This window comes from Streptomyces sp. NPDC050121 (genome assembly GCF_044460385.1).
Classification (GTDB): domain Bacteria; phylum Actinomycetota; class Actinomycetes; order Streptomycetales; family Streptomycetaceae; genus Streptomyces; species Streptomyces soliscabiei.
Genome location: NZ_JBITJV010000040.1, coordinates 69339 through 95907 on the forward strand (window position 1 = coordinate 69339; position 26569 = coordinate 95907).

Genomic DNA, 26569 nt, shown 5'->3' on the forward strand with positions numbered 1-26569 from the left:
AGCCGTCATGAACATCAAGGTCGTACGGGGCAACCCGACCCCCGAGGAGCTCGCCGCCGCCCTGGCGGTGGTCCGAGCGCGCGCCGCGGCGGCGACAGCCGAGCCGCCCGGCGCGACCGCCCCGAGGGACGCGTGGTCCGACCCGTCGCGGATCGCGGCCCACCGCCTCCCCCACCCGGGCCAGGCATCCTGGACCCGCACCTACTGGCCGAGCTGAGGCAGCTTCTTTCAGGGGCGCGGGGAACCGCGCACGGGAGAACAGCACCGGGCGCCGATTTTGAGTACCCGTACTCAGGCGCCCGGACCCGGCCAAGCCCCACGCTGGTGGCATGCTGTGGTCCGACCCCGAGAACGAGCCTCCCAAGGAACTCCGCGACATGCAGGAGACCCTGCGCAGACTCGGCCTCTTCCTCGCCCTGGCCATGGTGCTGGCGATGATCGTGCTCGGCCTCAGATGACCGGCGATACGCTGACCGCATGACAGCTCAGCCGCAGCGGCGTCTCGTCCTCGCCTCCCAGTCTCCCGCCCGACTGAACCTGCTCCGGCAGGCCGGCCTGACTCCCGAGGTCATCGTCAGCGGGGTCGACGAGGACGCCGTCTCCGCCCCGACCCCTGCCGAGCTGGCCCTCGCCCTCGCCGAGGCGAAGGCGTCCGTGGTGGCCGCGAAGCCCGAGGTGAAGGGCGCTTTGGTGATCGGCTGCGACTCCGTGCTGGACCTGGACGGCCAGGCGCTGGGCAAGCCCGCGGACGCCGAGGAGGCCATCGCCCGCTGGAAGGCGATGCGCGGGCGCGCCGGCACGCTCCAGACCGGCCACTGCGTCTACGACACCCTCAGCGGCCGCTACACCTCGGCGACCGCCTCCACCGTCGTCCGCTTCGGCGAGCCGACGGACGAGGAGATCGCGGCGTACGTCGCCTCGGGCGAGCCCCTCTACGTCGCCGGGGCCTTCACACTCGACGGCCGTTCGGCTCCGTTCATCGAGGGCATCGACGGCGACCACGGCAACGTCATCGGCATCAGTCTGCCCCTCCTGCGCCGGCTGCTGGCGCAACTGGGCGTCGGCATCACGGAGTTGTGGGCGCCGCCGGAGGCGTGACCGGCCCCGGTGCGACCGGCGGGGGCGGGACCGGCGAGCCACCGCCGTCGCCCTTGCTACCGCCGTCCGCCGGTTCCTGGGCGGCGGGCCGCTGCTGGGCGTCGTACGTCATCAGGAGCAGCACGATCAGGGTGAGCACGACCACCATGAACAGGAACTGCGGCACGCCCAGCAGGCCCCACGCGAAGGCGCCCAGCAGGCCGTGCACGACGGCGACGCTGATCAGCAGGACGCGGCCGAGGCCCGCGGGCGCGCGGTCGCGCACGGCCACCAGCAGGGCGACCACGGCGCACCCCGCGAAGTAGAGACCGAAGACGATCCCGCCGACCTTCGAGGACGTCGACATCACGTTCGGGTCCAGGCCGGCCAGGGACATGTCCTGCCGGTCCACCACCACGCCCATGAACCAGTTCAGCGCGGCGATGCCGAGCGCCTCCGCGAAGAGCACGACCGCCACGATCCACGCCACCGGTCTGCGTATCACCCGGTCCCCACCCACCTTCGACCCGACGCGTTCGAGACATCCCGAACGCTACTAACGGGTAAACCCCGGGACAAGGGTTCTGCGCGCGGCAAAGAATCGTTGGGCCATTCGTAGGGACTCCACAAAGAAACCGAGTGGGCCGCAGCACGCTCTCACAGAGACCTTGACCACATGAGAGGGCTAGGGTTTGCCGGAGGAGTGCTGCGTACGGCGGTACTACAAGGGATTTCGCGGTCGAGTGAGCCTCGTATCACGCTCCGTGTGGGCAAGCTCACCGTTGGGGACGGGTCGATGAGCCGTGTCGGCAGTCCCTAAACTCGGCTTGTTTCAAGGAGGGAGCCTCAATCGTGCGCAAGGTGCTCATCGCCAACCGTGGCGAAATCGCAGTCCGCGTGGCCCGGGCGTGCCGGGATGCCGGCATCGCGAGCGTGGCCGTGTACGCCGACCCGGACCGGGACGCTCTGCATGTCCGCGCTGCGGATGAGGCGTTCGCCCTGGGCGGTGACACTCCTGGGACCAGTTATCTCGACATCGAGAAGGTGCTGAAAGCGGCGAAGGAGTCCGGCGCCGACGCCGTCCACCCCGGCTACGGCTTCCTGTCGGAGAACGCCGACTTCGCCCAGGCCGTCCTGGACGCGGAGCTGATCTGGATCGGCCCGCCCCCGCAGGCCATCCGCGACCTCGGCGACAAGGTCGCCGCCCGGCACATCGCCCAGCGTGCCGGCGCGCCCCTGGTCGCCGGCACGCCCGACCCGGTGTCCGGGGCCGACGAGGTCGTCGCCTTCGCCGAGGAGCACGGGCTGCCGATCGCGATCAAGGCCGCCTTCGGCGGTGGCGGCCGCGGTCTGAAGGTCGCCCGCACCCTCGAAGAGGTCCCCGAGCTGTACGACTCCGCGGTCCGCGAGGCGGTCGCCGCGTTCGGCCGGGGCGAGTGCTTCGTCGAGCGCTACCTCGACAAGCCCCGCCACGTGGAGACGCAGTGCCTGGCCGACACCCACGGCAACGTGGTCGTGGTCTCCACCCGTGACTGCTCCCTCCAGCGCCGCCACCAGAAGCTGGTCGAGGAGGCCCCCGCGCCGTTCCTCTCCGAGGCGCAGACGGCCGAGCTGTACTCGTCCTCGAAGGCCATCCTGAAGGAGGCCGGCTACGTCGGCGCCGGGACCGTCGAGTTCCTGGTCGGCGTCGACGGCACGATCTCCTTCCTGGAGGTCAACACCCGCCTCCAGGTCGAGCACCCGGTCACCGAGGAGGTCTCCGGCATCGACCTCGTCCGCGAGATGTTCCGCATCGCCGACGGCGAGGAGCTCGGCTACGGCGACCCGGAGCTGCGCGGGCATTCCTTCGAGTTCCGCATCAACGGTGAGGACCCGGGGCGCGGCTTCCTGCCGGCCCCCGGCACGGTCACCACGTTCGCCCCGCCGTCCGGTCCCGGCGTGCGTCTGGACGCGGGCGTGGAGTCGGGCTCGGTCATCGGCCCGGCGTGGGACTCGCTGCTCGCCAAGCTGATCGTCACCGGCGCGACCCGCGAGCAGGCGCTCCAGCGGGCCGCCCGCGCGCTGGCGGAGTTCCAGGTCGAGGGCATGGCCACGGCGATCCCGTTCCACCGTGCGGTCGTCACCGACCCCGCGTTCGCGCCCGAACTCACCGGCTCCGCCGAGCCGTTCACGGTGCACACCCGCTGGATCGAGACCGAGTTCGTCAACGAGATCCCCGCGTTCGCGGCCCCGGCCGACACCGAGGCCGAGGACGAGACGGACCGCGAGACGATCGTCGTCGAGGTCGGCGGCAAGCGGCTGGAGGTCTCCCTGCCGTCCTCGCTGGGCATGAGCCTGGCCCGCACGGGTCTGGCGGCGGGCGCCAAGCCCAAGCGCCGTGCGGCCAAGAAGTCCGGCCCCGTCGCCTCCGGCGACACCCTCGCCTCCCCGATGCAGGGCACCATCGTGAAGGTGGCCGTCGAGGAGGGCCAGGAGGTCAAGGAGGGCGACCTGGTCGTCGTCCTCGAAGCGATGAAGATGGAGCAGCCGCTGAACGCGCACCGCTCCGGCACCATCAAGGGCCTCGCGGCAGAGGTCGGCGCGTCCGTCACATCGGGTGCGTCGATCTGCGAGATCAAGGACTGATCCCCCCGGTCAATCCCTCCGAGGCGCCCGCTCAGCCGGGCGCCTCACCGCTTTCAGAGCCTGTGTCATATCCCCGGTCGGATCAGCGCGCGGCGTCATGGGGGTCCCCCCGCTCGAGCGCAGTCGAGAGTGGGGGAGGAGTCACGTGGGCGTTTCGGCAACGCGGCTGGGGGTCCCCCTCTGGGGGTGGGGGTGCCCCCTCTGGGGGTGGGGGTGCCCCCTCTGGGGGTGGGGGTGCCCCCTCTGGGGGGGGCGTGCCAGGCGTCGCGCGCCCGGCCGGGGGTATGACACAGGCTCTCACCGCGGCGCCCGACACCTCGCGGCGTCAACGGCGGCGCAGATCCGCGACCCTGGCGCGCTCCGCGCCGGGGGCCGCGTCCCCCAAGGCGGCGGTCGCCCGCAGGGTGGCCGCGCCCGGGACCTGCCCCCGGCGCGGAGCCGGCAGCGGCACGTCCCGACGCTGCTGCTGGTGACGCGCGGAGACCGCATCACCCCCCTGGCTTCCCGACGCCCCGGCCACGGCGATCTGCACTCCCTGGTCCGCCAGGGCCTGCAGTTCGGTGCCGGCGCGGTCGTCGTGCGGTGGCGGCTCGTCGGTGACCAGGCGGGTGATGAGGTCCGTGGGCACGGTCTGGAACATGGTGTCGGTGCCGAGCTTGGTGTGGTCGGCGAGGACGACGACCTCGGCGGCCGCCTGCACCAGCGCCCGGTCCACGGACGCCGACAGCATGTTGGACGTGGACAGCCCGCGCTCGGCGGTGAGGCCGCTCCCGGAGAGGAAGGCCCTGGACACCCGCAGCCCCTGCAGGGACTGCTCGGCGCCCGAGCCCACCAGTGCGTAGTTGGAGCCTCGCAGGGTCCCGCCGGTCATCACGACCTCGACCCGGTTGGCATGGGCCAGCGCCTGGGCCACGAGGAGGGAGTTGGTGACGACCGTCAGGCCGGGCACACGGGCGAGCCTGCGGGCCAGCTCCTGGGTGGTGGTACCCGCCCCCACCACGATGGCCTCGCCCTCTTCGACGAAGCCCGCGGCAAGGTCCGCAATGGCGGTCTTTTCGGCGGTCGCGAGATGGGATTTCTGCGGAAAGCCGGACTCCCGCGTGAAACCGCCCGGCAATACCGCACCGCCGTGTCGGCGGTCGAGGAGTCCTTCTGCCTCCAGCGCGCGCACGTCCCGCCGTACGGTCACTTCGGAGGTCTGGACGACGCGGGCGAGTTCACGGAGCGACACGGCCCCGTTCGCTCGCACCATTTCGAGGATCAATTGACGACGTTCTGCAGCGAACACGAAACTGACAGTAACGCGGACGACCGTCTGCTTTCAGCTCTTTGCGCCGAATAGTAGAAGTTGTTCGCACAGGGGGACGGGAGGTGGTATAGGGCCCGGTTCCGACGTCTATGCCGTCCGCATGTCCGGTATCAGGCCTCGCCCGCCGCTTTTCGCGTGTGCAGCTGTCGGGCGACCTCCGCGATCGACCCGGAAAGAGACGGGTACACGGTGAACGCGTTCGCGATCTGTTCGACCGTCAGATTGTTGTCGACGGCGATCGAGATGGGGTGAATGAGTTCCGAGGCGCGCGGCGCCACGACCACACCGCCGACGACGATGCCGGTGCCGGGCCGGCAGAAGATCTTGACGAAGCCGTCGCGGATGCCCTGCATCTTGGCGCGCGGGTTGCGCAGCAGCGGCAGCTTGACGACGCGGGCGTCGATCTTGCCGCCGTCGACGTCGGCCTGGCTGTAGCCGACGGTGGCGATCTCGGGGTCGGTGAAGACGTTGGAGGAGACCGTCTTGAGGTTGAGCGGGGCCACCGCGTCGCCGAGGAAGTGGTACATGGCGATCCGGCCCTGCATGGCGGCGACGGAGGCCAGGGCGAAGATCCCGGTCACGTCGCCGGCGGCGTAGACGCCCGGGGCGGTGGTGCGGCTGACCTTGTCGGTCCAGATGTGCCCGGACTCGCGGACCTTGACGCCCGCCTCCTCCAGCCCGAGACCCTCGCTGTTGGGGATGGCGCCGACCGCCATGAGGCAGTGCGAGCCGCTGATGACCCGGCCGTCGGAGAGGGTGACCTCGACGCGGTCGCCGACCCGCTTGGCGGACTCGGCGCGGGAGCGGGCCATGACGTTCATGCCGCGGCGGCGGAAGACGTCCTCCAGGACGGCGGCGGCGTCCGGGTCCTCGCCGGGCAGCACGCGGTCGCGCGACGACACGAGGGTGACCTTGGAGCCGAGGGCCTGGTAGGCGCCGGCGAACTCGGCGCCGGTGACACCGGAGCCGACCACGATGAGCTCCTCGGGGAGCTCGGCGAGGTCGTAGACCTGGGTCCAGTTCAGGATGCGCTCGCCGTCGGGCTGGGCGTCCGGCAGCTCGCGGGGGTGGGCGCCGGTGGCGAGCAGGACGGCGTCGGCGGTGAGGGTCTCCTCGGTGCCGTCGGCGGCGGTGACGACGACCTTGCGGGAGCCGTCCAGGGCCTGCATGCCCTCCAGGCGGCCCCGGCCGCGCAGCACCCGGGCGCCGGCGCGGGTGACGGAGGCGGTGATGTCGTGCGACTGGGCGAGCGCGAGGCGCTTCACCCGTCGGTTGACCTTGCCGAGGTCCACGCCGACGACCCGGGCCGCCTGCTCCAGCGGCGGGGTGTCGTCGGCGACGATGATCCCCAGCTCCTCGTACGAAGAGTCGAAGGTGGTCATCACCTCGGCCGTGGCGATCAAGGTCTTCGACGGCACACAGTCGGTCAGCACCGACGCTCCGCCCAGACCGTCGCAGTCGACGACGGTCACCTCCGCGCCGAGCTGCGCGGCCACCAGCGCCGCTTCATAGCCGCCGGGTCCGCCACCGATGATCACGATCCGAGTCACGTACTCCATTGTCCCGCACAGACGGCGCGGGCACTGCCCCGGGGGCCGCCAGGGTCGCCATTGTGATGAGAGTGACGCGTGCGCCCACTGCCGTACTCTCCTTGCATGTCGCTCTACGCCGCGTACGCCGGCAACCTCGACGCGCGGCTGATGACCCGCCGCGCTCCCCACTCGCCGATGCGTGCCACCGGCTGGCTGAGCGGCTGGCGGCTGACGTTCGGCGGCGAGCAGCTGGGCTGGGAGGGCGCGCTCGCGACGGTCGTCGAGGACACCGCGGACCCCGGCGCGCAGGTCTTCGTCGCGCTGTACGACATCGCCCCCATGGACGAGGAGTCCCTGGACCGCTGGGAGGGCGTCGGCCTCGGCATCTACCGGCGCGCCCGGGTACGGGTGCACACGCTGGAGGGCGAGGAGTCCGCGTGGATGTACGTCCTCAACGGCTACGAGGGCGGACTGCCGTCGGCGCGGTACCTGGGTGAGATCGCGGATGCGGCCGAATCGGCCGGGGCGCCACACGATTACGTGATGGAGCTGCGGAAGAGGCCCTGCTGAAGGCGGTCGCCTTCTAAACTCGGAGAATCTGCGCACCCAACGGGAGATCCCATGGCAGGCCCCAGCACGTACGACGTCTACTACACGGTGCAGGCCGCCGAGGCTCGCGACCGACTCGACGATCAGCAGCGCAGCGCTTTCGACAAGGGCATCGCCCTACTGGCTCGCGACCCGTTCCTTTCGGTGTCGAGGCCCATAGGGTCCACCGGCGACGACCGCACGATCCGCCTGACCCAGAACATCCTCGTCGAGTACACGGTCAGCCGCGGCCGTCTCCTGATCTTCATCGTCGAGGTTTTCAATGACAAGGACATCCTGATCACGGACGAGTGACCGCCCGGCTCGGGCACCCTCGTTGGAAACGACAAGGCAACGATCGCCATCCCGTTCGCTTTCTCATCTACGCGCGTAGGCGGAAACCGGATACCCTCTGTCGCGTGAACGCATCTCTTCTCCCGGACGACATCCAGGGCGACCCCCACGCCGCCGCCGACGCCGCGGCCGCGCGCCTGCGCGAACTGACCGGCGCCGAGACCCACGACGTCGCCCTCGTGATGGGCTCCGGCTGGGCGCCGGCCGTGGACGCCCTCGGCGCTCCCGACGCCGAGTTCCAGGTCACCGAGCTGCCTGGCTTCCCGCCGCCCGCGGTCGAGGGCCACGGCGGCAAGGTCCGCTCGTACGGCATCGGCGAGAAGCGGGCGCTGGTCTTCCTGGGCCGCACCCACTACTACGAGGGCCGCGGCGTCGCCGCCGTCGCGCACGGTGTCCGTACGGCGGTGGCGGCCGGCTGCAAGACCATCGTGCTGACCAACGGCTGCGGCGGTCTGCGCGAGGGCATGCGCCCGGGGCAGCCCGTGCTGATCAGCGACCACATCAACCTGACGGCGACGTCGCCGATCGTGGGCGCGAACTTCGTCGACCTCACCGACCTGTACTCGCCGCGGCTGCGCGCCCTGTGCAAGGAGATCGACGACACGCTGGAGGAGGGCGTCTACGCCCAGTTCCCCGGCCCGCACTACGAGACTCCGGCCGAGATCCGCATGGCGCGTGTGATCGGCGCGGACCTGGTGGGCATGTCCACGGTGCTGGAAGCCATCGCGGCGCGCGAGGCGGGCGCGGAGGTGCTCGGCATCTCCCTGGTGACCAACCTCGCCGCGGGCATGACCGGCGAGCCGCTGAACCACGAGGAGGTCCTCCAGGCCGGGCGGGACAGCGCCACACGGATGGGCTCCCTGCTGGCCCAGGTCCTCGGCCGCCTGTAGGCCCGCCCACACCCACTCGGTAACCCGCGCCCCACTCGGTAAGTCGAATAGGCACACGAGAGGTTGACCCCACCGTGCACGACGTCATCGCCCGCGCCACCGCCTGGCTCGCCGAGGACCCCGACCCGCAGACCCGTGACGAGCTCGCCGGGCTCATCGAGGCCGAGGCCCTCACCGAGCTCGCCGACCGTTTCAGCGGCACCCTCCAGTTCGGCACCGCGGGCCTGCGGGGCGAACTGGGCGCCGGGCCCATGCGTATGAACCGCTCGGTCGTCATCCGCGCCGCCGCCGGTCTCGCCGCGTACCTGAAGAAGAGCGGCCAGGCCGGCGGAGTCGTCGTCATCGGCTACGACGCCCGCCACAAGTCGGAGGACTTCGCCCGGGACACCGCCGCGGTGATGACGGGCGCGGGCTTCCGGGCGGCCGTACTGCCCCGCCCGCTGCCCACCCCCGTCCTGGCGTACGCGATAAGACACCTCGGCGCGGTCGCCGGGGTCGAGGTCACCGCCAGCCACAACCCGCCCCGCGACAACGGCTACAAGGTGTACCTGGGCGACGGTTCACAGATCGTGCCGCCCGCCGACTCCGGGATCGCGGCCGAGATCGACGCGATCACCGCCCTGAAGGACGTTCCCCGTCCGCGGGCCGGCTGGCATGTCCTCGACGACGCCGTCCTCGACGCCTACCTGGCCCGCACGGACGCCGTCCTCGCCGCGGACTCCCCCCGTACGGCCCGCACGGTCTACACGGCGATGCACGGCGTCGGCAAGGACGTCCTGCTCGCCGCCTTCGCCCGGGCGGGCTTCCCGGAGCCGGTCCTCGTCGCCGAACAGGCCGAACCCGACCCGGACTTCCCGACCGTCGCCTTCCCCAACCCGGAAGAGCCCGGCGCGATGGACCTCGCGTTCGCGGCGGCCCGCGCGAGCGCACCCGACCTGGTCATCGCCAACGACCCGGACGCCGACCGCTGCGCCGTGGCCGTCCCCGCCGGCGGCGACTGGCGGATGCTGCGCGGCGACGAGGTCGGCTCGCTGCTCGCCGCGCACCTCGTGCGGCGCGGGGCGCGCGGCACGTTCGCCGAGTCGATCGTCTCGTCCTCCCTCCTCGGCCGGATCGCCGAGAAGGCGGGCCTGCCCTACGAGGAGACCCTCACCGGCTTCAAGTGGATCGCCCGCGTCGACGGCCTGCGCTACGGCTACGAGGAGGCCCTCGGCTACTGCGTGGACCCCGAGGGCGTGCGCGACAAGGACGGCATCACCGCGGCCCTGCTCATCACCGAGCTCGCCTCGGAGCTCAAGGAGGAGGGCCGCACCCTCCTCGACCTGCTCGACGACCTCGCCGTGGAGCACGGCCTGCACGCCACCGACCAGCTGTCGGTGCGGGTGCAGGACCTGTCGGTCATCGCCGACGCCATGCACCGCCTGCGGGAGCAGCCCCCGACCTCCCTCGCGGGCCTCGCCATCACCCGCGCCGAGGACCTCACCCAGGGCACGGACCGGCTGCCGCCCACCGACGGGCTGCGCTACACGCTCGACGGCGCGCGGGTCGTCGTCCGCCCGAGCGGTACGGAGCCGAAGCTGAAGTGCTACCTGGAGGTCGTGGTCCCGGTGGCCGACCACGACGGTCTTGCGGCTGCCCGCACCACCGCCGCAGGGCTCCTCTCGGCGATCAAGCGGGACCTTTCGGCGGCGGCCGGCATCTGACGGCGGGTCGCAGCGACAATTCCCGTCGGCGCCTCCGGGCAATGACTTATGCACGCGAGGTCGTTTCCCCCTCGGAGAACTCGTGGATCGTCTCCTCGATGCGGCGGGTCGAGGTGGGGTCCAGGACCGAGCACGGCTCGTCCATGAGCCGGACCCGGGGGCGGACCGCCGGCGAGCGCGCGATGCGCAGGCGCTGCTGCCGGCCGCCGGAGAGCGCGCCGCCGGGCCGGCGCAGACGGTCGCGGACCTCCTTCCACAGGCCCGCCTTGGTGAGGCACTCCTCGACGAGAGCGTCCTTGCTGTCCCGGCCGGCCTTGACAGTCCTCACGCCAGGAGAGCCGGCAACCCTCACGGCAGGAGGAACACCGCCGCCACACCCAGCGCTCCGATGACGCCCCCCAGCGGCCACAGCGCCCGCCCGCGCTGCCGCTCGTCGGCCTCACCGACGGGCCGTATCGCCGGGTCCCGCCACATCGCGGTGATCTCGGCGGCCGTCCGTTCGTACGGGTGCAGCACGCCGAGCCTGCGCTCCAGCCACCGCCAGCGGGGCGAGGCCACCCGCCACTCCTCGAACGAGGCCTGCCTGCCGCGTATCCGCAGCCGCACGCCCTCGCACTCGACGGCCCTGATGTCCTCCCAGGCCAGGTGCCGGGTCCCGCGCAGATCGTTGAACCACAGGCCCGCACGGTCGGCGGTGATCCGCCACAGGAGCCGCCGCGGCCCCATCAGGGCGGCGACCAGGGTCAGGCAGAGGCCGAAGACGTCACGCCACCACCCGGCGTCGTCCCGGTAGAACGCGAGGAACAGCACCACCAGCACCACGGCGAACCAGTCCGCCCACCCGGCCCGCCACCGCCGTACCCTCACGGCAGTCTCCAGGCCGCCCCGGTCGGCGACGACAGCGGCGGCGAAGGCGGCAGCGGCCTCGTGCCGCTCCTCCAGACGGGCCTCCCGGGCCACCTTCGCCCGCTCGCCGCTCGCCCACCGCCGGAAGGAGGCCTCGGTCATCGGCCGCACCGGCCCCAGGGACGTCTCCACCACGGGCGGTCGTCCGGCCTTCGCCGCGGCGGCGAGGAACACGACCTCGGCACCGTCGTAGGGCGCCCCGTACAGCACGGCCTCCCGCAGCGGCCCGACGCGCTCGGCGTCGACCCGCTCGATCAGCTCCCGAAGCTCCGCGTCGTCCTCGTCACCCCCGTCAACGTCAACGTCACCACCCCCCTCCCCGTGGCTGTCCCCGCCCACGCCCCGGTCCACGCCCCCGCCCGGCGCCCTTCCGAGGACGGCCGTCGAAACCGTGAACAGGGGCCGCCGGGCGGCGAGGTCGTCGGCGGCGAAGACCTCCGTCTCGACGTCGGCGTTCTCGCGCACGAGCACGCGCAGCACCGGGACGGGCGCCCGGCGCAGATCGGCGGCCCGGCGGCGGCCCAGGGCCGCGGAGAGCAGCATGGTGAGGCCGACCCCGGCGAGGCACCAGCCCGCGGCCGGTACCCCCTGCCGGTCGCCGGCCCCGTCCCAGAGGCCGACGGTGGCATGGAGCACCCCACCGGCGGCGACCGTGCCGAGCCCGGTCCACATCAGGAAGGTGCCGCGCGGCGATCGCCCGCCCATGCCCTCCGGCGCCCCGGCGGTCACGCCCCCGGCGGCCGCCAGGCCCGCCGCCCGCTGCCGCCGTCGCGCCGCCAGCCGCAGGCAGACGGCCGCCCAGACGCCCGCCAGCCCGGCCACGAACCCCAGCCGCACGGCCAGGGACAACTCGTCCCCCGCCACCAGCATCACGACCACGGCGACAGGCGCCGCGACCACGGCAGCCTCGGGACGCAGCACCAGCCACACGAGATGCAGGGTCACCAGGGCGGCGCCCCACCCGGGCAGCGCGCCCTGTTCGCCCAGCAGACCGGCCCCGGCCACGGCGGCGACCGGAAGCGCCACGAACACCGACGTCCGCGCCCGCACCGGAATCCAGCGCGGAGGCAGCGCCCGCGTCCAGTGCCGCGCCGCCTCACCGTCCCAGGCCACGCACCCGTCGGGCGTCGCCGACCCGGCCGGCAACCGCAGAACCCCACCGGGCAGAACCTCGCCAGAACGCGGACTCACCGTCTCCCCCACTCCCCCATCCCTGCCTCACCCCACAGCCAGCAGAATCCCCAGCACGACGGCTCCCGCCACCACCGGGCCCAGGATCTCCCAGGCCCAGCGCACGCTCACCTCGCCCTGGGCGCTCTCCTCCTTCTCGTGCGCCTGCCACAGCTCCCGCAGCTCGTCCATGACCCGGTCGGTCTCGGCGCGCACGGGCCCCTCGGGCACCGCACCACGGCCCCCGCGCGACAACCCGCCGCCGAGTCCCCCGAACCCCGATCCGCCGGCGCCCCGGCCGCCCTGGCCGGCGCTCCCGCCGTCCCGCTGCGCCGCCGCCCGGGACTCGCGCCGGTTCGCCTTCTTCCGCGCCCGCAGTGAGACGGGGATGGACCACAGCTGGAACTTCTTCCCCGAGGCGTCGACGACCTCGTTGGAGTAGCCGGACCGCAGCGAGGCGATCTGTCCCCAGGGCAGCACGATCACCCGGAACGGATTGCGCACCCGCAGCCGGTCCTGGCCCGCGTACACGGCGGGCCGCAGCGTGAAGGCGACGGTCAGCGGCACCACCAGGATCAGCGTCGCGAGCGCCAGCCACGGCGTCCGTCCCTCGCCCGCGACGATCGCGTCGATACCGAGCCAGGCGACCAGACCCAGCAGCAGCACTCCACCGACGATGCCCGCGGGCGACCGGTAGATGCGGTCCTTGAACTCGGGCCCCGCGGGCCCCGGTGCTGGTGACTGGTCTTCCGGGCTCGTCATGGCCCCGATTGTGCCCGACGTCCCGCCCCCGCTCATCCGCGAGCCCCCCACCACCGACGAGCTGTCGACGAGCATCAGGGGATGTACATCCGCTACGCGCGTAGATATGCTCGTCTGGTGACCATGCCCACCAATGCACCTACCGCAGCCGATGCCCTCAGGGACGTGACCACGTCCGACAGCTCGCTGCGCCGCTTCCTCCACGGGCTGCCCGGCGTCGACGCGGTCGGCCTGGAGGCGCGCGCCGCGGCGCTCGGCACCCGTTCCATCAAGACGACCGCCAAGGCGTACGCCATCGACCTCGCCATCTCGATGGTCGACCTGACGACGTTGGAAGGCGCGGACACCCCGGGCAAGGTCCGGGCGCTCGGCGCGAAGGCGGTCCGCCCCGACCCGACCGACCGGACGGCCCCTGCCACGGCCGCGGTCTGCGTCTATCCCGACATGGTGGCCGTCGCCAAGGAGGCCGTCGCGGGCTCGGGCGTGAAGGTCGCCTCGGTCGCCACCGCCTTCCCGGCCGGCCGCGCCGCCCTCGACGTGAAGCTGGCGGACGTGCGTGACGCGGTCGCCGCCGGCGCCGACGAGATCGACATGGTCATCGACCGCGGGGCGTTCCTCGCGGGCAGGTACATGAAGGTGTACGACGAGATCGTCGCCGTGAAGGAGGCCTCCGGCGCGGCCCGCCTGAAGGTCATCTTCGAGACGGGCGAGCTGTCGACGTACGACAACATCCGGCGGGCGAGCTGGCTCGGCATGCTGGCCGGGGCCGACTTCATCAAGACGTCCACCGGCAAGGTCGCCGTCAACGCCACCCCCGCCAACACCCTGCTCATGCTGGAAGCGGTCCGCGACTTCCGCGCGCAGACCGGTGTCCAGGTCGGCGTGAAGCCCGCGGGCGGCATCCGCACCTCCAAGGACGCCATCAAGTTCCTCGTCCTGGTCAACGAGACCGCCGGCGAGGACTGGCTGGACAACCACTGGTTCCGCTTCGGCGCCTCCTCGCTCCTGAACGACCTGCTGATGCAGCGCCATAAGCTGGCCACCGGCCGCTACTCCGGCCCCGACTACGTGACGGTGGACTGATCACCATGGCTTCGGTATTCGATTACGCACCGGCGCCCGAGTCCCGCTCGGTCGTCGACATCGCCCCCTCCTACGGCCTGTTCATCGACGGCGAGTTCGTGGAGGCCGCGGAGGGCAAGGTCTTCAAGACCGTCTCCCCGTCAACCGAAGAGGTCCTGTCCGAGATCGCCCAGGCGGGCGAGGCGGACGTCGACCGCGCGGTGAAGGCCGCCCGCAAGGCCTTCGAGAAGTGGTCCGCGCTGCCGGGCTCCGAGCGCGCGAAGTACCTCTTCCGCATCGCCCGCATCATCCAGGAGCGCAGCCGCGAGCTGGCCGTCCTGGAGACGTTGGACAACGGCAAGCCCATCAAGGAGACGCGCGACGTCGACCTCCCCCTGGTCGCCGCGCACTTCTTCTACTACGCGGGCTGGGCCGACAAGCTGGACCACGCCGGCTTCGGGGCGAACCCGCGGCCGCTGGGCGTCGCGGGCCAGGTCATCCCCTGGAACTTCCCCCTGATGATGCTGGCGTGGAAGATCGCGCCCGCGCTCGCCACCGGCAACACGGTCGTCCTCAAGCCCGCCGAGACGACCCCCCTGTCCGCCCTGTTCTTCGCGGACATCTGCCGCCAGGCGGGCCTGCCCAGGGGCGTCGTCAACATCCTGCCCGGCTACGGCGACACGGGCGCGGCGCTGATCGCGCACCCGGACGTGAACAAGGTCGCCTTCACCGGCTCGACGGCCGTCGGCAAGGAGATCGCGCGCACGGTCGCGGGCAGCCGCAAGAAGCTCACGCTCGAACTGGGCGGCAAGGGCGCGAACATCGTCTTCGACGACGCGCCGATCGACCAGGCCGTCGAGGGCATCGTCAGCGGCATCTTCTTCAACCAGGGCCAGGTCTGCTGCGCGGGCAGCCGGCTCCTCGTCCAGGAGTCGATCCAGGACGAGCTGCTGGAGTCGCTGAAGCGCCGCCTGTCCACGCTCCGCCTCGGCGACCCGCTGGACAAGAACACCGACATCGGCGCGATCAACTCCGCGGAGCAGCTCGCCCGGATCACCTCGCTCGTCGAGCAGGGCGAGGCCGAGGGCGCCGAGCGCTGGTCCCCGGCCTGTGAACTGCCCGCCTCCGGCTACTGGTTCGCCCCGACGCTCTTCACGAACGTCACCCAGGCGCACACCGTCGCCCGCGACGAGATCTTCGGCCCGGTGCTGTCGGTGCTGACCTTCCGTACGCCCGACGAGGCGGTCGCCAAGGCCAACAACACGCAGTACGGGCTGTCGGCGGGTGTCTGGACCGAGAAGGGCTCCCGCATTCTCGCGGTCGCGAACAAGCTGCGCGCGGGCGTCGTCTGGTCCAACACGTTCAACAAGTTCGACCCGACCTCGCCCTTCGGCGGCTACAAGGAGTCGGGCTTCGGCCGCGAGGGCGGTCGCCACGGCCTGGAGGCATACCTCGATGTCTGAGAAGACCGAAAAGACCGAGCAGCGCCTGTCTGTCTTCAAGACCTACAAGCTGTACGTCGGCGGGAAGTTCCCGCGTTCCGAGAGCGGCCGGGTGTACGAGGTGACCGACGCAAAGGGCAACTGGCTGGCGAACGCCCCGCAGTCGAGCCGCAAGGACGCGCGGGACGCCGTGGTGGCCGCCCGCAAGGCGTTCGGCGGCTGGTCGGGCGCCACGGCGTACAACCGGGGGCAGGTCCTGTACCGCGTCGCCGAGATGCTGGAGGGCCGCCGGGACCAGTTCACCCGCGAGGTCGCCGACGCCGAGGGCCTGTCCAAGTCCAAGGCCGCGGCACTCGTCGACGCCGCGATCGACCGCTGGGTCTGGTACGCGGGCTGGACCGACAAGATCGCCCAGGTGGTCGGCGGCGGAAACCCGGTCGCGGGCCCGTACTTCAACCTCTCCTCCCCCGAGCCGACGGGCGTGGTCGCGGTTCTGGCCCCCCAGGAGTCGTCGTTCCTGGGCCTGGTCTCGGTGCTGGCCCCGGTGATCGCGACGGGCAACACGGCCGTCGTGGTCGCGAGCGAGAAGTCACCCCTCCCGGCCCTCTCCCTCGCCGAGGTCCTGGCCACCTCCGACGTCCCCGGCGGTGTCGTCAACGTCCTCTCCGGCCGTACGGCGGAGATCGCGGCGCCGCTGGCCGCGCACCAGGACGTCAACGCGATCGACCTCGCGGGCGCGGACGACGTCCTCGCGAAGGAGCTGGAGATCGCGGCGGCGGACAACCTGAAGCGGGTTCTCCGTCCACAGCCTGTGGACAACTGGTCGCAGACTCCGGGAACGGAGCGGATGACGGCCTTCCTGGAGACGAAGACGGTCTGGCACCCGACGGGCTCCCTGGGCGCGTCGGGCTCGTCGTACTGAGGCACCCGACCACAAACCGCGCCACCCCTCCGTACGGGGTGGCGCGGCTTTCAGCTGTGCGAGCATGGGCGCATGGTCGAGATCACCGTCAGTGCCGCCAGCTCACAGCTGGACGAACTGGTCCGTCGAGCCGCCTACGGCCGGGAGGTCATCGCCCTGACCGACCAGGGCCACGTCGCCGCCCTGCTGATCTCCCCGCACGTCATGCATGACTACGAGGACGCCCTGGCCATCGCCGACTATCGGTGCCGCAAAGCAGAAGGCACGCTCGAACCAGGCATCCCCATGGAGGAGGTGCGCAGGCGGCTGGGGCTCGACCAGCAGTGACCCCCACATCCGTCCTCGGCACCGAAGCCCACTCCCTGTCACAGAACCTCGCCCCTGCTGCGGGCGTTCGCACTGGCCACCTTCGCCCACATTTCCGCCCGCTCGCGGACCCTGGGCAGCGGCTGCACGTCACCAGGGAGCGCCGTCCACTCCACGCCCCCGCCGACCGGACGCAGCCACACGAACCCGTCGAGGTGATCCATCACCACCCCGCACCTCTCCCGCCTTGTGTCGTGGGCGAGTTGACCAACGGGGATCCGGGCTTCATCCAGCACGACTCGCTGCACGTTCTCACTGTTCACGGCATCAGCGTCGGGGTCAGCGGCGGCCGTTGAACAGGGTGACGGTGTTCCAAGCCGAGATACGGAACGGCCCCCACCTGCACGCTTTCACCGTTCGCACCCGTCCCGTCACTTTCCGCACCTACCGTGGATGCGACGTCGATGTTCCACCAGGGACAAGGAACGGCACGGCAGACCACGCTCGTACGGCAAAGGAGCCCCGCGATGACCCACCCCGCCCGCGAACTCGATCCCGCCCGCTCCGCCCGCGACCTGTACGGAGTGGAACTCCGCCGCCAACGCCAACGCGCCGGCCTGTCGTTGGACCGCCTGTCGGACATCGTCAACTACAGCAAGACGCACCTGCACGGGGTGGAGACCGGGGAACGGCTCCCACTGCCGCCGATCTCGGAGAAGCTGGATGCGGCATTCGGGACGGGGGAGTTGTTCCAGGGGCTGTGGGGCGTGGCGAAGCGGGAGCACACGCCTCGGCGGTTCGATCACTGCCTTGAGCTGGAGGCAAGGGCGGCGAGGATTCAGGAGTTCGGCGCGAGCGTTATCCCCGGGCTGCTCCAGACGTCGGCATACATGCGCGCTCTGTTCATCAAAGGTGGTCCTGGGATGAGCCCCAGGGAAATGGACCGCTTGGTGGCGGCCCGCCTGGGCCGTCAAGAACTCCTGCGAGGTGACAGCCCGCCCGACGTCTGGTGGATTCTCGGCGAAGCAACTCTCCGGCAAGCCGTGGGCGGCCCTGGGGTGATGCGTGAGCAGCTGGCGGCCTTGCTGCCACTGGTGGAAACCCGCCACACGACAATCCAGGTCGTACCGTTCGAAGCGGGCGCGTGCACCCTGATGAATGGCACTCTCATCCTGCTCACACTGCCGGACAACTCGACCACCGTGTACCAGGAGGGCCCCAGGAACGGCGAGATCATCGACGAGCGCGAGACCGTCACGCAGCGCGTGCGAGAGTACGATCTGATGAAGGCCAGCGCTCTCCCGCCAACGGAGTCCGCGGCGCTGATTGAAGCGACGATGGAGAAGTACGAGCCATGCGAGTCACCTCGGACCTGAGCACTGCCCGCTGGCGCAAGTCCTCGTACAGCGGGAACCAGCAGGGGGACGCTTGCGTCGAGGTCAGCGACGACTTCCCCGGCACAGTCCCCGTCCGCGACAGCAAGAACACGACCGGCCGTGTCCTGCTGCTGGACGCGGCGGCCTGGCAGCCCTTCGTCAACGGCGTCAAGGCCGGCTCCCTGTAAAACGGATACGCGGATCGGGGCTTGGAGCTGTTCCAGGCCCCGATCCGGAACACAGAAACCAGCGACCCGCTCAGCATCGCCCTGCCCGACCACGGACTTGCTGCCAGCCTGCTCGTCTCACCCAAGGCGACCAGGCCACGCCGCATCCTGCGCGAGTCGGGCACCTCGCCAGCCGCTCCAGCAGGACCGGCACCTCCGCGGGTGCGATCCGCGGGTGCGCACACAACCCTCAGCCCTGATCACTCACCGGGGGCAGCATCCGCTTCGGGACCCCACCACCGAATCAGGCCGCCCTTCCCTCTCACTCCTGACAGTACCAATGAACACCTCCCCTTTCCACGCTTTCCCTTCCGGGACATAGGCCATATAGGCCACCAAGCACTCGCCGTTCCACTCACGAGAGTGCGAATTCGTCAGGTATGGCTCGCCATCCTTCAGCTTCCACCCCTCTCCCGGAGTGCGAAAAAGTCGACTTACTAGTTCAGGCGAGGCTCGAAGGAAATCCTGCCAACGCATCCCCAGAGAGCCGAGATACGCCACACTGCCGTCCGGATCCGCAACAAACGACATGCTTGCCGCAAAGCCATCCATGTCCTCCTTCTCGCAGAACTGAAAGGAAGAAACGTCAGGCAGATCACCCAGAGAATATTTCGTTCTCAGCTGCGCTGAGAGTTTTCCGTTCGAGCATGGTTCTGGATAGTCCGACGGAGATGTAGAGCGCGCCGACACCAGCAACCCTACGCCTAGGAGCATGACAACGAGCTCCCTCGACCGCCACGCTAATCTCTGGACAAAATAACTCAGCACATTAGAGACCGTGACCTTTACAGAGGCCTCCGATCAGAAAATCTTCGAAGCAAGCGTTGCGCAGGTTCATGGTGGTAATAGTCTGCAATCTCCAGAGGAGTCTCACCGTCGGCAGCCGGTAGCTCCGGATCGGCCCCGTAAGCCAACAGAATCGCCGTCGCGGCAGCGTTCAGGGGGTACCCAGACTGGACATGCGCATCACCTTCTAGGTCAATCGCGTGAGTGAGCAGCGTATGCCCAAAGCACAATTCATTCGGATCCACACCAGAGTCCAAGAGGATCGCAAGCTCCTCATACGAACTACCCTCCACCGCCTTATGTGCAGGCGTCCATTCGTCACTGCTCTGCATGACATACTCCATCACTGCATCCATCTTTTCACAGAAGATCAGAATTACAATCCCCCCTTAAGCCAAAGACTCGCCGCCAACAATATCGCAGCGTTGCCTGGGCGCACCACTAGCCGCGCCCAGGCAACGCAAAACTTCACCCTCTCATGCAGCAATACACGCCACCTAACCGCCAGATGTGTAATTGATTCGAACATTCGGGAAGTCTCGCGCAAATTGCCCAATTATCGGCGTGCATGAAAAGCAAGCCTGCTGGGTTGAATAGAGAGTGAGACTGCCACTGACATCCGAAGGGCCACCCAGCTTATTGGCGACATAAGTCAGCATCTTGTATTCGGTATCGAAATCACGCGCATTATGCCCAGTGGAGGTGGCTTTGTAGCGGGCAGGATTTCCAGAGGCACCCACGTCAGGCACCCAGCCTTTTCTTCCGGTCGCGCTCTTATCCTTTCCACTGAACGCCTTCAGGAGTTCAGCTTCGCCATCTCCAATTTTGAGAACACCACCCAGCCCAGCCCTTTTCGCGCTCAGATCTCCACTTGTGATGGCGCTCTCAATCACCGCCCTGGCAGCGAGCGCATCCACCTCCACTTGCGAACGAATAGCGGCGCGCGTCGCAAGGCGCCCAGCGAGGGCATCCTCCAGGCGATTTCCGGCAGCAACAAATATACTGGCAGCCCAGGTGGCGCCGCCCGACGAGAACGCCGCTCCCGCAACGTCACAGGCTGCGCCATCGCCATGGAACGTACAGTTCCAATAGTCGTCGAGGACGGTCATTTGCTTGAAGTCCTCGGCAACACGCTGCCGGAATTGTTGGTCGCAGCCGCTGCCCACGTCGACACCACACATGCCCTGGAGTTCAGCCACACTGGTTGGCGCGTGGTCCATTTTCCAGTCAATTGCTGCCCAGCAGGCCGCATCACAAGTGCGGCCACCGCTTCCGCTGGTGCCGGCAGTCCCGCCTCCGCTCTTACCCACCCCGGCTTTCTGACCTTGGCTGTCTGCGCCGCCACCACTGTTGTCGAACATCTGCTTGAGGCCACTGGGATCGCTCGCGCTGGCAGGGTTGTTGTTCGCGTAGTTGTAACCGTTCAGGCTCTGGGCATCGTCCGGAGCCAGGACCGGGTCGACGCTGAGGAACTGACCTATGGCGGGGTCGTATTCGCGTGCGCCGATGTGCGTCAGGCCGGTGGTGGTGTCCCGGGTCTTGCCGAGGAAGCCCTTGTCGTCGGGCCAGGGCCCGTACAGCGGCGTGCCTCGGTCGGCACCGAAGGGCGTGGTGTAGCGCTTGGTGAACGCCAAGGTGGTGGCGTCGAGGGCGAGGCTGGAGGTGCCGTGGTTGTCGCCGGCGAGGAAGCTGAGTTTGCTGCCGGTGACGCCTGCGGTGGCGGTGCGAACGGCGATGGTCCGGCCGGCGGCGGTGTAGTAGCGGGTGCCGGTGAGACTCTTGGTGGTGCCCTTGGTGGTGAGGCGGATCTCCGTACCGCCGGCGTACAGGACCGTGTCGCCGTCCGCGGTGGTGTTACGGCGGATGAGGAGTTCGCCGGACGCATCGTAGAGGTAGCTGGTGCCGAGGGCGGACTTGATGCCTGCGGCGGGTTCGGTCGTGGTGGCGAGCTTGCCTTCGGTGTTCCAGGTCAGGGTTTGCTTGGCCTGGGTGCCGGGGCGGCTTTGGGTGTTGCCGGCTTCGTCGTAGGTGTAGGTCGCGGCCTTGGCGCCCGTGGTCGCCGACAGGGCGTGCGCGTGGTTCGGTGTGCTGTAGGTGTAGGTGGTGGTCTGGTTGCCGGTGGTGGTGTGCTGGGTTTCGGTGTTGCGCTGGCCGGAGGCCGTGTAGGTGTAGCTGGTCCAGTAGGGGGCTGCGCCGTCGAGGTTGGCCGTGGTGCGGCCGGAGGTGGCGCAGTCGGCGGTCTTCGGGGTCCAGACCTCGGTGAGTCGGCTCTGGCCGTCGTAGGTGAAGCACTGGTTGTCGGCCTTGCCGGTGCCGCCGAGGGTGGTGTTGTCGAAGAGCTTGGTGACGTTGCCTGCCTGGTCGTGTGTGAAGGCCAGGTCCTGCAGGCGGTAGCTGTGGATGTCGGTGGTGACGAAGGAGTTGGTCAGGCGGCGGGTGCCGGTCTCGTACGCGTAGTTGAGGTAGGCCTTCTTCGTGGACGTGGGGTCGGTGGCCAGGTCGAGGCGGAGCGTGTCGCCGAGCGGTGAGTAGTACCCGGCCTGGAGGAGGCCCGTAGAGGTCTGCTGCAGGCCGACGCCGGTGAAGTTGTAGCCGTTCTCAATGGCATCGGCAGGCAGTCCTGCGACAGCCGGACTGCTGTACGAGGAGACGGTGCCGTCGAGGTAGTAGTTGGTGGAGAAGGACAAGGTCTGTGGGACGCCGGCCGCGACCAGGGGTTCCTTGGTGCTGTCGGGGAGGATCAGCTGGCTTGAGGTGATCTGGTAGACGTTGTTGTAGCCGGTGACCTTGTTGGTGTACGCCTTGCCGGTCAGGCCGCCGTCGTAGCGGACAGCGGTGTCCAACTGGCCCTTCCTGAGGACGTCGTACGTCCAGGCGGCGAGCTTGGTGGTGTCCGTCTTGGTGCCGTCCCACAGGCCGGTCTTGCGGCCGAGGATGTCGTACTCGTATATGAGTTTCTTGCCAGGACGGGAGTCGGTGCTGCTGACGGCCTGATCGAGGTTGTTGTACTCCGAGGTGGAGGTGCCCTTGTCGGGGTCGCTCGCGCTTACCTGACGGGCGAACAGGTCGTAGCCGTAGGACCAGGTGGTCTGGTCGGGGCCGCTGATCGTCTTCTGCTGGCCCCCAGGCGTGTAGGTGAGGACGGTCTTGGTGAAGTCGCCGCTGGGCTGGGGACTGGCGTACTCACGGCGCTCGGTGGTCTGGCCCAGCGCGTTGGTGACGACAGCGACGGCCTGGCCGCCGTCCGGGGCGCTGGTGGTGACGGTGTCGCCAGCGTAGGTGGTGTCCGTGGTCCAGAGCGGGACGTTGTGGCTCTGGGTGATCGCGCGGATGGGGCGGGCTGCGCCGTCGTACGTGGTCACAGTCTCGATGGGGGCCTGGCCGCCGTCGACCTGGACCATCTGTCCGGACGGGTTGACGGCGTCGGCCCAGATGTCGCCCGACTGCTTCACCGCGAGTCCGCGCTCGTCGTAGACGGTCTGCGAGACGACGCTGCCGCCGGACGGGGAGGGCTTTTGCACCTGCCGGGGGCGAAGGAGCGAGTCGTAGATCTCGTAAGTGGTGTTGTAGCCGGAACCATCGCCACGGGCTGTCCCGGTGGCCACCCACGGCAGCGCGGTGGCTGTGATGCTGTAGGTGTAGAGGTAGTTGGCGGGAGCGTTCAGCACCCGCAAGCGGTTGGGCAGCCATACGCTGCTGACCCGGCCGAGCGCGTCATAGGTGGACTCGGTGACCTTGCTGTTGGGGTCGGTGACCTTCGTCGTGGCGCCGGTGGCGAAGTCGACCAGTGTGGTGGTCTTGTGGGCCTTGGCGTTCTCCACCGCCACCGAGGTCAGCGGCCCGGCCGTGGTGGGCGTGTAGGTGGTGGTGGCGGTGGCGGTGTCGTTGGCGTCCTTGACGGTCAGGGGACGGCCAAGGACGTCGTAGGTGGTGGTGGAAACCTTCTGCCAGATCGGCTGGCGCAGCGCTCCGTAGCCTGCTGCCCGCCCCGTCCAGCGCGCCTCGCCCTTGGTCGGCGTCTGGGCTTCGGTCCAGTCGGTGGCGGCGTCGTACGTCGTGGCCGTGTCGGAGATGACGTCACCGGAGCGGGAGGCATCCCCGGGCAGGTCGAGTTCGTTGTCGGTAAGGGCGCAGGGGTCGGCTACCGGGGTGGGCTGGACGTTGGAGGTGACCCGGACACGTGAGACGAGACTGTTAATGCTTGCCGTGCCGTTGCGGGCGTACCAGGTGCGGGTGCAGGTCTCGTCGCCGAGCGCGGCGTCGTTGCCCTTGTCCAGGACCTTTACGGCCATGCCGTGGTCGTCGTATGTGGTCACTGTGGAGCGGACCCGGTCGACCGGGGTGCCGCTGCTGGTGACGCTGGTACGCACGTGGCTGGCACCGGTACGGACGTAATAGGCCTCGGTGTCGGCGTACGACTTGTGCTGGGTCGAGGTGCGCTTGGACCAGGGGTCGTTGACTGTGCCGGAGACTTCCTGGGTCCCGTTGTAGGTGACGGCTTCGCGGGTGAAGCCGGCGTACTGGTCGGCGTCAGTGACCGCCGGTGCCTTGATACCCGTGACCTGGACACTCTTGCGTGCGTCCGGATCCGGCAGCTTGCCGTCCGTGCCGAGGACGCGGTCGCCGTTCATACCCTGCAGGTAGACGGTGACGGTCTTGGACTGGGTCCTGCCCGACTGGCCGGTGAGGTGGGTGACCTTCTGGAATCCGCGCCAGACCGACCAGGTGCGTTCCTTCTCCTTGACCAGCGGGTCCTCGTTGTAGTGCCAGGCAGCCCCTTCATAGCTGTAGGTGTTCTGGACGGCCACTGCGCCGCCGTAGGTGTCATTGGTGGAGACGGCCTCGACGGGGTACTTGTGGAACCAGTCCAGGATCGGGTCTTTCTCCCCGTTCGGGGACCAGTACACCGGGTAGCAGCGGCGGGTGTTGGTGTCGACCTTGGGCATGGTCTGGCCGGCGAGGCAGTCGGCCTGCAGGTAGCTGATGGTGGTCTGCGCGCCGGTCTCCGAAGTGATGGCTTTCAGACGGGGCTTGGTCAGCGGCAGGATGTCGTCCGTGGCACCGTCGACCCGGTTCGGACGGGACTCGTGGTCGAACTTGACCGGGTCGAGCGTGAGGTCCGTGCCGCGCTTGCCGGTGTGCCGGATCTCATCGAGCCACAGCGTCTGGTCGGTGGAGTCGCCGGTGTCGCCCGGGTCGATGTAATGCTGCTTCAGTGCCCACGCGTCCACCGAGGCGTAGCCGGGGGTGGCGGCGGTAGCGTCCCAGGCCTGGGTGGCGATGCCGGTCATGCGCTTGCGGGTGTAGAAGGCGGGACTGACGTTGCCGGTGCACTTCTGGTCGGCCTTGCATTCGGCGTCGAACGGTACGTCGGGCCAGTTGTCGCGGGTCGCGTCGGTCAGGGACCCGCAGTCCGTTTCGCAGCGCTCGGCATAGCCGAAGACGACCTTGTTCGAGGCGGCGGGGGTGGCGGAGAAGAGGGCTCCTGAGCGCTGGCCGTAGCGGATCTCGTTCAGGTAGCCGCCGCGGATGTAGGCGGTGCCGTTGGTGTCGTCGCCGAGCATGTCGTAGTGGTTGACCTCGGCGGTGTACCAGTAGGACATGGCGTTGCCGTGGGTGTCCTCAACGTAGTCGAGGTTCCACCGCCAGGCCTGCTTCTCCTTGTACCGGCCGGCAAAGGTGCTGCCGTCGGCGTAGCCGGGCTCGCCGGTGTCGTCACCGAAGACCGGAACGGTCCACACCGAGTTGGTGCGGTCGGCGGCACCGGCGCCGTCGAGCTTGTTCAGGCCGAAGACGTACTTGGTGCCCTCGCCGGTGGTGATGGTCCAGTATTCGCCGTTGTCGTCGCCGTTGTCCGCTCCTGTGGCCACGGTGACGGTGGAGGCGTCGTCGTCCTTCAGCCGCCAGGTGCCGCTGGTGTCGTCCTTGACGAGCTCGGTGGCCTTGCCGTTCAGGACGAGAGAGGCGTTGTCGTACTTCCAGCACAGGTCGAACTTGTCGGTCTGGCCGTCGTCGTCACAGACGCCGTACTTGCGCTCGATGTAGGAAGAGGTGATGTCGAAGCCCTCGCCGATCACCGTGCCCTGATTGTTCGTGGACGCGGTACGGCCGTCGACGATGCCCGAATCGTAGGAGATGGACAGCTCCGGCTTGGGTCCGGCCGCGGACGGCGGGACGCGCAGCGGGTAAGAGTAGGTGAAGGTGCCCGAGGAACCGCCCGCTTCCCAGGTGGAGGAGGAGGCGAGGGGGGTGGCCTTGTAGTCGCCGCCGCCGGACTTTGTGCCGGCCGCGACCGCCAGGACCATGGTCTGGCCGGTGGAGGCGGCTGCATCGGGCCCCGCACTGCTGGTTGCAGCGGTGAACGCCAGCTGGGTGTCGAGGCTCTGCTTCTTGCGGTGGTTGGTGAACTCGAGCGGGGTGCGCGTACGGCACTGCGCCGCGGAAGGGTTGGTGAGCGCACAGGTGGGCAGACGCAACACCTGCAGTCGGCCGGCCCAGTCGCCACCGTAGGCGGAGGCGAAGGCTGAGTAGTTGATTCCGAGTTCGGCCGCGCCGCTGGCAGCGGGCCCGGTCACGGTCAGTACGACGCCCTTGACACCAAGTGCGGCCGCTTGCTTCTGGTTCAGAACATTGACGGCAACGGTGGAGGCTAGGGGCCGCTGCTTCTCACCCTTGTCTTTGCTGGATTCGGGTCGCGCGAGGATCAGTGGGAGCGCACCTGGGGCTGCCTTCGCGGATCCAGTGGCCGGCAGGGTGAGCTTGGCCTGTCCAGCAGTTGGCCAGGTGACGTTCTTCGCCCGGTCCTTCTTGGCGCGGGCGATCTCTTCCCTGTCGGCGACGGCAGCCTTCTCCATGGCCGCGTCGATCTTCTTGTTCACCTTTGCCGTGAACGGCGAGACCTTGGCCGACGTGAACTTCTGCAGGTCCGGAGCGCCCAGCGGTCCCGGACCGGCGGCGAACGCCACGGGCGTGAGACAGCCGGGGACCATCACTAAACCGGCGACCGCGGCGACCAGCCGCGACCATCGCCTCCGGGCATCCCGCCTGTATGCGCCTTGTCTGGACCTACCGAAGTTCGTCATTCCCTGCCCCTGATGTGTGCGGCCCAATTGGGTGGCGGCTTGTGCACGCCCTGCGGGCCAGGTCGATGCGTGTGCGCGTGCTGGTGGAGGCGGTCCGGGCAGTCCTGGGCCCGGACCCCGCCATTTTTGTGAGCCGCTAGACGCCGGAATCCGGAATCTGATTCAAGACCTGTGCCCAGGACATAGCTCCGGTCCAGACTCGGAGCTTCTGCAGCGCTCCGGGCAGGTAGTGCCCGGTGGTCCCTGCTGTGGTGCCTCGGCCGACAGCCAGTTCACCGCTGCCCTGCTGGGCCGCGGTGAAGGTGGCCTGGCCATTTCCGTCATCCACGGGAAGGGTGCCGATGTAGAGGTGCAGGGAGCCTCCCCCTGAGTGGTGGACACGCTGATACTGGATCTGCTTGATCCGGAGGAAGCGAGAAGACCGCCGATGGCGATGAAGGACTACTCGGA

General features: G+C 69.3%; 22 protein-coding genes and 1 pseudogene. 14 read left to right on the forward strand and 9 right to left on the reverse strand.

What is annotated here, in order from left to right; translation table 11 throughout:
- The first annotated feature begins 7 nt into the window (after nucleotides 1–7).
- The 3 genes from ACIBTS_RS40035 to ACIBTS_RS40045 all read left to right on the forward strand — a co-directional run bounded on the left by ACIBTS_RS40035 (nucleotide 8) and on the right by ACIBTS_RS40045 (nucleotide 1098).
- A complete protein-coding gene (locus tag ACIBTS_RS40035; RefSeq protein ID WP_319675263.1) occupies nucleotides 8–217 on the forward strand; it encodes an acyl-CoA carboxylase epsilon subunit in 210 nt (69 codons plus the stop codon).
- 112 nt (nucleotides 218–329) lie between these two features.
- Entirely contained in the window at nucleotides 330–458 is a 129-nt protein-coding gene (mmpB, locus tag ACIBTS_RS40040) for a morphogenic membrane protein MmpB (protein WP_099936065.1), read from the forward strand.
- Between the two features lie 19 nt (nucleotides 459–477).
- The gene (locus tag ACIBTS_RS40045; protein WP_319675264.1) at nucleotides 478–1098 is read left to right on the forward strand and encodes a nucleoside triphosphate pyrophosphatase; all 621 of its coding nucleotides are present in this window, start codon (nucleotides 478–480) and stop codon (nucleotides 1096–1098) included.
- On the opposite strand, the gene ACIBTS_RS40050 is transcribed toward ACIBTS_RS40045, so the two are convergent.
- Nucleotides 1067–1582, reverse strand: a complete 516-nt coding sequence (locus tag ACIBTS_RS40050) for a hypothetical protein (protein ID WP_319675265.1) — start codon at nucleotides 1580–1582, stop codon at nucleotides 1067–1069. The genes ACIBTS_RS40045 and ACIBTS_RS40050 overlap by 32 nt on opposite strands.
- Before the next feature lie 347 nt (nucleotides 1583–1929).
- Between ACIBTS_RS40050 and ACIBTS_RS40055 the strand changes: the two genes are divergently transcribed.
- Entirely contained in the window at nucleotides 1930–3702 is a 1773-nt protein-coding gene (locus ACIBTS_RS40055; protein ID WP_319675266.1) for a biotin carboxylase N-terminal domain-containing protein, read from the forward strand.
- A 325-nt stretch (nucleotides 3703–4027) separates the two neighbouring features.
- Here ACIBTS_RS40055 and ACIBTS_RS40060 read toward each other — a convergent pair whose 3' ends face one another.
- Entirely contained in the window at nucleotides 4028–4990 is a 963-nt protein-coding gene (locus tag ACIBTS_RS40060; RefSeq protein WP_319675267.1) for a DeoR/GlpR family DNA-binding transcription regulator, read from the reverse strand.
- Nucleotides 4991–5121: 131 nt separating this feature from the next.
- Nucleotides 5122–6570: an NAD(P)H-quinone dehydrogenase gene (locus tag ACIBTS_RS40065; RefSeq protein WP_079660153.1), complete on the reverse strand. Its 1449-nt coding sequence runs from the start codon at nucleotides 6568–6570 to the stop codon at nucleotides 5122–5124.
- A 96-nt stretch (nucleotides 6571–6666) separates the two neighbouring features.
- On the opposite strand from ACIBTS_RS40065, the gene ACIBTS_RS40070 reads away from it, so the two are divergent.
- The 4 genes from ACIBTS_RS40070 to ACIBTS_RS40085 all read left to right on the forward strand — a co-directional run bounded on the left by ACIBTS_RS40070 (nucleotide 6667) and on the right by ACIBTS_RS40085 (nucleotide 10078).
- Nucleotides 6667–7113, forward strand: coding sequence for a gamma-glutamylcyclotransferase (locus ACIBTS_RS40070; RefSeq protein WP_319333628.1), 447 nt, complete (start codon nucleotides 6667–6669; stop codon nucleotides 7111–7113).
- A 51-nt stretch (nucleotides 7114–7164) separates the two neighbouring features.
- Entirely contained in the window at nucleotides 7165–7446 is a 282-nt protein-coding gene (locus tag ACIBTS_RS40075; protein ID WP_399325630.1) for a type II toxin-antitoxin system RelE/ParE family toxin, read from the forward strand.
- Between the two features lie 104 nt (nucleotides 7447–7550).
- A complete protein-coding gene (locus tag ACIBTS_RS40080) occupies nucleotides 7551–8375 on the forward strand; it encodes a purine-nucleoside phosphorylase (protein WP_399325632.1) in 825 nt (274 codons plus the stop codon).
- Nucleotides 8376–8449: 74 nt separating this feature from the next.
- Nucleotides 8450–10078 (forward strand): phospho-sugar mutase, encoded by a 1629-nt coding sequence (locus ACIBTS_RS40085; RefSeq protein WP_399325634.1) that lies wholly within the window; start codon nucleotides 8450–8452, stop codon nucleotides 10076–10078.
- A gap of 61 nt (nucleotides 10079–10139) precedes the next feature.
- Here the strand turns inward: ACIBTS_RS40085 and ACIBTS_RS40090 are convergent.
- From ACIBTS_RS40090 to ACIBTS_RS40100, 3 genes and pseudogenes are all read right to left on the reverse strand, one after another.
- Nucleotides 10140–10373: pseudogene (locus ACIBTS_RS40090) on the reverse strand (ATP-binding cassette domain-containing protein); the annotation flags it as partial.
- A 53-nt stretch (nucleotides 10374–10426) separates the two neighbouring features.
- Nucleotides 10427–12175, reverse strand: coding sequence for a hypothetical protein (locus ACIBTS_RS40095; RefSeq protein ID WP_399325636.1), 1749 nt, complete (start codon nucleotides 12173–12175; stop codon nucleotides 10427–10429).
- Between the two features lie 27 nt (nucleotides 12176–12202).
- Nucleotides 12203–12916: a PH domain-containing protein gene (locus ACIBTS_RS40100; RefSeq protein WP_399325638.1), complete on the reverse strand. Its 714-nt coding sequence runs from the start codon at nucleotides 12914–12916 to the stop codon at nucleotides 12203–12205.
- Nucleotides 12917–13039: 123 nt separating this feature from the next.
- Between ACIBTS_RS40100 and deoC the strand changes: the two genes are divergently transcribed.
- From deoC to ACIBTS_RS40120, 4 genes are all read left to right on the forward strand, one after another.
- The gene (gene deoC, locus ACIBTS_RS40105; RefSeq protein WP_399325660.1) at nucleotides 13040–13999 is read left to right on the forward strand and encodes a deoxyribose-phosphate aldolase; all 960 of its coding nucleotides are present in this window, start codon (nucleotides 13040–13042) and stop codon (nucleotides 13997–13999) included.
- Nucleotides 14000–14004: 5 nt separating this feature from the next.
- The gene (locus ACIBTS_RS40110) at nucleotides 14005–15441 is read left to right on the forward strand and encodes an aldehyde dehydrogenase family protein (protein WP_399325639.1); all 1437 of its coding nucleotides are present in this window, start codon (nucleotides 14005–14007) and stop codon (nucleotides 15439–15441) included.
- On the forward strand, nucleotides 15434–16342 hold the full coding sequence (locus ACIBTS_RS40115) for an aldehyde dehydrogenase family protein (RefSeq protein ID WP_399325641.1): 909 nt from the start codon (nucleotides 15434–15436) through the stop codon (nucleotides 16340–16342). Before ACIBTS_RS40110 ends, ACIBTS_RS40115 begins: the two co-directional genes overlap by 8 nt.
- A 72-nt stretch (nucleotides 16343–16414) precedes the next feature.
- Nucleotides 16415–16669, forward strand: coding sequence for a type II toxin-antitoxin system prevent-host-death family antitoxin (locus ACIBTS_RS40120; protein ID WP_399325643.1), 255 nt, complete (start codon nucleotides 16415–16417; stop codon nucleotides 16667–16669).
- Between the two features lie 38 nt (nucleotides 16670–16707).
- On the opposite strand, the gene ACIBTS_RS40125 is transcribed toward ACIBTS_RS40120, so the two are convergent.
- Nucleotides 16708–16872 (reverse strand): hypothetical protein, encoded by a 165-nt coding sequence (locus ACIBTS_RS40125; protein WP_399325645.1) that lies wholly within the window; start codon nucleotides 16870–16872, stop codon nucleotides 16708–16710.
- Nucleotides 16873–17175: 303 nt separating this feature from the next.
- On the opposite strand from ACIBTS_RS40125, the gene ACIBTS_RS40130 reads away from it, so the two are divergent.
- Both ACIBTS_RS40130 and ACIBTS_RS40135 read left to right on the forward strand, forming a co-directional pair.
- Nucleotides 17176–18024 carry a helix-turn-helix transcriptional regulator gene (locus tag ACIBTS_RS40130; RefSeq protein WP_399325648.1) on the forward strand — a complete coding sequence of 283 codons (849 nt, stop codon included), beginning with the start codon at nucleotides 17176–17178 and terminating at the stop codon, nucleotides 18022–18024.
- Nucleotides 18003–18212, forward strand: a complete 210-nt coding sequence (locus tag ACIBTS_RS40135) for a DUF397 domain-containing protein (RefSeq protein WP_399325650.1) — start codon at nucleotides 18003–18005, stop codon at nucleotides 18210–18212. Before ACIBTS_RS40130 ends, ACIBTS_RS40135 begins: the two co-directional genes overlap by 22 nt.
- Before the next feature lie 1322 nt (nucleotides 18213–19534).
- Here the strand turns inward: ACIBTS_RS40135 and ACIBTS_RS40140 are convergent.
- Nucleotides 19535–26002 carry an RHS repeat-associated core domain-containing protein gene (locus ACIBTS_RS40140; protein ID WP_399325652.1) on the reverse strand — a complete coding sequence of 2156 codons (6468 nt, stop codon included), beginning with the start codon at nucleotides 26000–26002 and terminating at the stop codon, nucleotides 19535–19537.
- 253 nt (nucleotides 26003–26255) lie between these two features.
- On the reverse strand, nucleotides 26256–26569 hold a 314-nt coding region (locus ACIBTS_RS40145), incomplete at its 5' end, for a hypothetical protein (RefSeq protein WP_399325654.1).

Coding starts and splice junctions, on each gene's coding strand:
- ACIBTS_RS40035 (WP_319675263.1), top strand. CDS start 8: ATGAACATCAAGGTCGTACGGGGCAACCCGACCCCCGAGGAGCTCGCC.
- mmpB (WP_099936065.1), top strand. CDS start 330: ATGCTGTGGTCCGACCCCGAGAACGAGCCTCCCAAGGAACTCCGCGAC.
- ACIBTS_RS40045 (WP_319675264.1), top strand. CDS start 478: ATGACAGCTCAGCCGCAGCGGCGTCTCGTCCTCGCCTCCCAGTCTCCC.
- ACIBTS_RS40065 (WP_079660153.1), bottom strand. CDS start 6,570: ATGGAGTACGTGACTCGGATCGTGATCATCGGTGGCGGACCCGGCGGC.
- ACIBTS_RS40070 (WP_319333628.1), top strand. CDS start 6,667: ATGTCGCTCTACGCCGCGTACGCCGGCAACCTCGACGCGCGGCTGATG.
- ACIBTS_RS40075 (WP_399325630.1), top strand. CDS start 7,165: ATGGCAGGCCCCAGCACGTACGACGTCTACTACACGGTGCAGGCCGCC.
- ACIBTS_RS40100 (WP_399325638.1), bottom strand. CDS start 12,916: ATGACGAGCCCGGAAGACCAGTCACCAGCACCGGGGCCCGCGGGGCCC.
- deoC (WP_399325660.1), top strand. CDS start 13,040: ATGCCCACCAATGCACCTACCGCAGCCGATGCCCTCAGGGACGTGACC.
- ACIBTS_RS40110 (WP_399325639.1), top strand. CDS start 14,005: ATGGCTTCGGTATTCGATTACGCACCGGCGCCCGAGTCCCGCTCGGTC.
- ACIBTS_RS40115 (WP_399325641.1), top strand. CDS start 15,434: ATGTCTGAGAAGACCGAAAAGACCGAGCAGCGCCTGTCTGTCTTCAAG.
- ACIBTS_RS40120 (WP_399325643.1), top strand. CDS start 16,415: ATGGTCGAGATCACCGTCAGTGCCGCCAGCTCACAGCTGGACGAACTG.
- ACIBTS_RS40125 (WP_399325645.1), bottom strand. CDS start 16,872: ATGGATCACCTCGACGGGTTCGTGTGGCTGCGTCCGGTCGGCGGGGGC.
- ACIBTS_RS40130 (WP_399325648.1), top strand. CDS start 17,176: ATGACCCACCCCGCCCGCGAACTCGATCCCGCCCGCTCCGCCCGCGAC.
- ACIBTS_RS40135 (WP_399325650.1), top strand. CDS start 18,003: ATGCGAGTCACCTCGGACCTGAGCACTGCCCGCTGGCGCAAGTCCTCG.